Source organism: Pinirhizobacter sp. (assembly GCF_035317885.1).
Taxonomy (GTDB): domain Bacteria; phylum Pseudomonadota; class Gammaproteobacteria; order Xanthomonadales; family Rhodanobacteraceae; genus Pinirhizobacter.
On sequence record NZ_DATHFX010000123.1, the window covers coordinates 1 to 3,255 of the forward strand.

3 protein-coding genes are annotated in these 3,255 nt (G+C 65.9%); all 3 read right to left on the bottom strand.

What is annotated here, in order from left to right; genetic code table 11:
- A partial coding sequence (locus tag VK519_RS03775) for a ligand-binding sensor domain-containing protein (protein WP_324347807.1) occupies positions 1–1,292 on the bottom strand: 1,292 nt, incomplete at its 3' end.
- Complete coding sequence (locus VK519_RS03780) at positions 1,279–2,712, bottom strand: putative bifunctional diguanylate cyclase/phosphodiesterase (RefSeq protein WP_324347808.1); 1,434 nt, start codon at positions 2,710–2,712, stop codon at positions 1,279–1,281. The genes VK519_RS03775 and VK519_RS03780, both read right to left, overlap by 14 nt.
- 73 nt (positions 2,713–2,785) lie before the next feature.
- On the bottom strand, positions 2,786–3,255 hold a 470-nt coding region (locus VK519_RS03785), incomplete at its 5' end, for an alpha/beta hydrolase family protein (RefSeq protein ID WP_324347809.1).

The following is a 3,255-nucleotide window of genomic DNA, read 5'->3' on the forward strand; positions in this document are numbered from 1 at the left end:
TCCGGCGCCACCGCGAACGCCTGCACGTCGCGCTGGCCCTGGTCGCCGGGCACTCGCACGTGGCGCATGGTGCTGGCTCCGAGGTCAAGCACATCGATGTGGCCGGTGCCCAGGCCCAGCCAGATGCGCCCGCGCGGATCCACGAACACGGTATGGACATCAGGATCGGACAAGCCGAAAGCCTGGAATGGCGACGGCGGCACGGTAAAGATGCCCGTCGCCCGGGTGTCGTGGCGCGCCACGCCAAGTTCCGTAGCCACCCAGATATTTCCTGACCGATCACGCATCAATGCGCGCGTGGTATTGCCCGGGATGGTCGAGGGTACCGAAGCATCGTGGCTCAACAAGCGTGCACGCCCGGTGGCGGGGTTCCACGCCGCCACCCCCGCGCCGTCGCTGGCGAACCAGACATCACCGTCGGGTGTGTCGACGATATTGCGGATCGTGCGCCGTCCGGTGATCGATGCAGAACCTGAAATTCCTTCGACGAAATGCCACTGGTCTTTTCGATCCAGGTAAACGGAACCGGATTCGCCACTGCCGAACCATGTGCGGCCGGCCGCATCACGGAATATCGACCAGATCCGGTCGCCGAGCACCGCATCCACCCGCGGGTCGGCGGCATGCACGCGCACGAAGGCCGCCTGGCCGGCGGTACGCCGGAACAGCCCGCGGTCGTTGCCGATCCACAGGTTGCCGGCTTCGTCCTGCAGCGCGGAAAAACTCCGTGCCGGGAATTCGGGGCGGCTTCCCGGTCCCTCGGGCACCCGTTCGATGCGCCCGTCGGCCTTGAGATGGTCGGTGCCGCCGTCCGTGACGATCCACCAACCATTGGCGCGGTCGCTGGCCAGGGCGAATATCTTGTCGTCCGAAGTACCGTTGGCGCCTACCGGAAAACGATGGAAGCGGTTGGTGGCGGCGTCGAACTCCACCAGTCCACCTGCGTTGGTGCCCAGCAACAGGTTGCCGTTGGGGAGCGCAGCCATGCAACGCACATAGGCATCGGTCAGGCCGTCCGGGGCATCCGGCTGCTCACCGAATTCGCGCATCTGGCTGCCGTCGTAGCGCACCAGTCCGCCAAACGTGCCCATCCACACCACGCCGCGCGCATCCTGCACGAGGCTCGTGACCGTCGAGTGCGGCAAGCCGTCGGTGACGCTAAGGTTGTCGAACCAGACGGCGCGGAACGGACGCCAGGCATCGGTCAGGGCGTCTGGCGTGGCCAGGCATGGCAAGGCCACCAGGCCAAGGGCCAGCGCCAGGACCTTGCCAAACCGCTCACGCCAAGCCACAGGCCAGGCGCTCCAGGTACCCGCCTACGGCCGCCGGCGGCATGGGATGGGCAAAGTAGAAGCCCTGCCCGATGTCGCATCCGAGTTCGCGTAGCCAGTTGGCCTGGTCGGCGGTCTCCACCCCCTCGGCCACCGTCTCCAACCGCAGTTTGCGGGCAAGGCGCACGATGGCCTCGGTGATTTGCCGGTCCGCATCGTTGTGCAGGCCACCGCGCACGAACGACTGGTCGATCTTGATTGTTCCCACCGGCAACTCTCGCAGGTGGCCCAGGTTCCAGAAGCCTGCGCCAAAGTCGTCGATCAACAACGCGAAGCCCTGATCGCGCAGGGCATGCATCTGCCGCACCGATTCCTCCGGCTGCCGCATCTGGGTCGACTCGGTGAGCTCGAAACGGATGCGCGAAGGATCCACCGGGCTCCTGGCAACGATCGCTGCGAGCGATTCGACGAACGACGGCCGGGTGAGTTCGTGCAGGGACAGGTTGATCGCCACGTAAGCCACCGGCACGCCTTCAGTGTCCCAGGCGGCCAGCTGGGCAAGTACGCGCCGCAGTACCGTTTCCCCCAGGGCATGGATCAGGCCGGAGCGTTCGGCCACCGGCACGAACACCGCCGGCGGCACATCGCCACGCGTTGCATGATTCCAGCGCGCCAATGCCTCGAGCCCGCGCACCTGGCCTGAGCGCAGGCAGCGCTTGGGCTGGTAGGCCACCTCGATGTCGTCCTGTTGCAATGCCTGGCGCAGGTCCAGGGCCAACGCCATGCGTTCGCGGGCGAGTTCGTGCATGCCCTCGACGTAGAAGCGGAAGTCGGCCTTGCCGGTTTCCTTCACCGAATACATCGCCGCATCGGCGTTGCGCAGGAGGGTCTCCGCGTCATGGCCGTCGCGCGGGGCCACGGCCACGCCGATGCTGGGCGAAACAGCCAGCAACTCGCCACCCACCTGCACCGGCCGGGAAACCAAGTCCAGCACCTTGCGGCAGATCCGGGAAAGGTTTTCCTCACCGCTGTAACGCTTGAGCACCACCACGAATTCGTCGCCGCCGAAGCGGGCCACGATGTCGCGTTCGCGCACGCTCTGGCGCAGCGAACGGCCGACGGCGCTCAGGAACAGGTCGCCGCCCTGGTGACCGTGGATGTCATTGATGGCCTTGAAACCGTCAAGATCGATGAACAGCACGGCCAGCGACGGACGCTCGCCCGGGGCAAACAGGCTGTTCAATTCGTGCATGACATAGGCGCGGTTGGGCAGGCCCGTGAGCGGATCGTGCCACGCATGGAAGGTCAATCCCCTGCCCTTGCGCTTGCGATTGGCCCGTCGCCAGGCCACCACGGCCAGTACCAGGGCAGCCGAACACACGGCCGCCAGCGCCATGCTGACCACCACGTGGCTTGCCGCCATGGAGGGAAACGATTGCATGGCGCCTGCCGAAGCACGAAACGTGCCGACGCCCATCATCGTCCGTCCGGCGTAGCAATCGCCCGGATTTGGCTCACTTGAGGTACTGGGTGAACCAGTCCAGCGCCCGCTGCAGCACGTCGCGGCGGTGCGCTTCGTCCCTGAAGGCGTGGCCCTCGCCCGGATACACCACAAGGCGCGTCGGCACGCCCTGGGCGCGCAGGGCATGCCAGAACTCGAACGACTGCGGCGCCGGGCATTCCGCGTCCCTGTCGCCCACCACTACCAGCGTCGGGGTCTTGGCCTGCTTGATGTAATTGATGGCCGAACTCTTCGCGTAGACCGCCGGGTCGTCGTAGACCGATGCACCGAAGAACGGCGTCATCCACTGGTCGATGGAATTCTGGCCATAGTAGCTCTGCCAGTTGGCAATGCCCGCCCCGGCCACAGCTGCCTTGAAGCGCTGGGTCTGGGTTACGGAGAACATGGTCATGAAGCCGCCATAGCTCCAGCCGGTGAGGCCCAGCCGGTGGTCGTCTACGGGGTGGTGTTTTTCAACTTCAT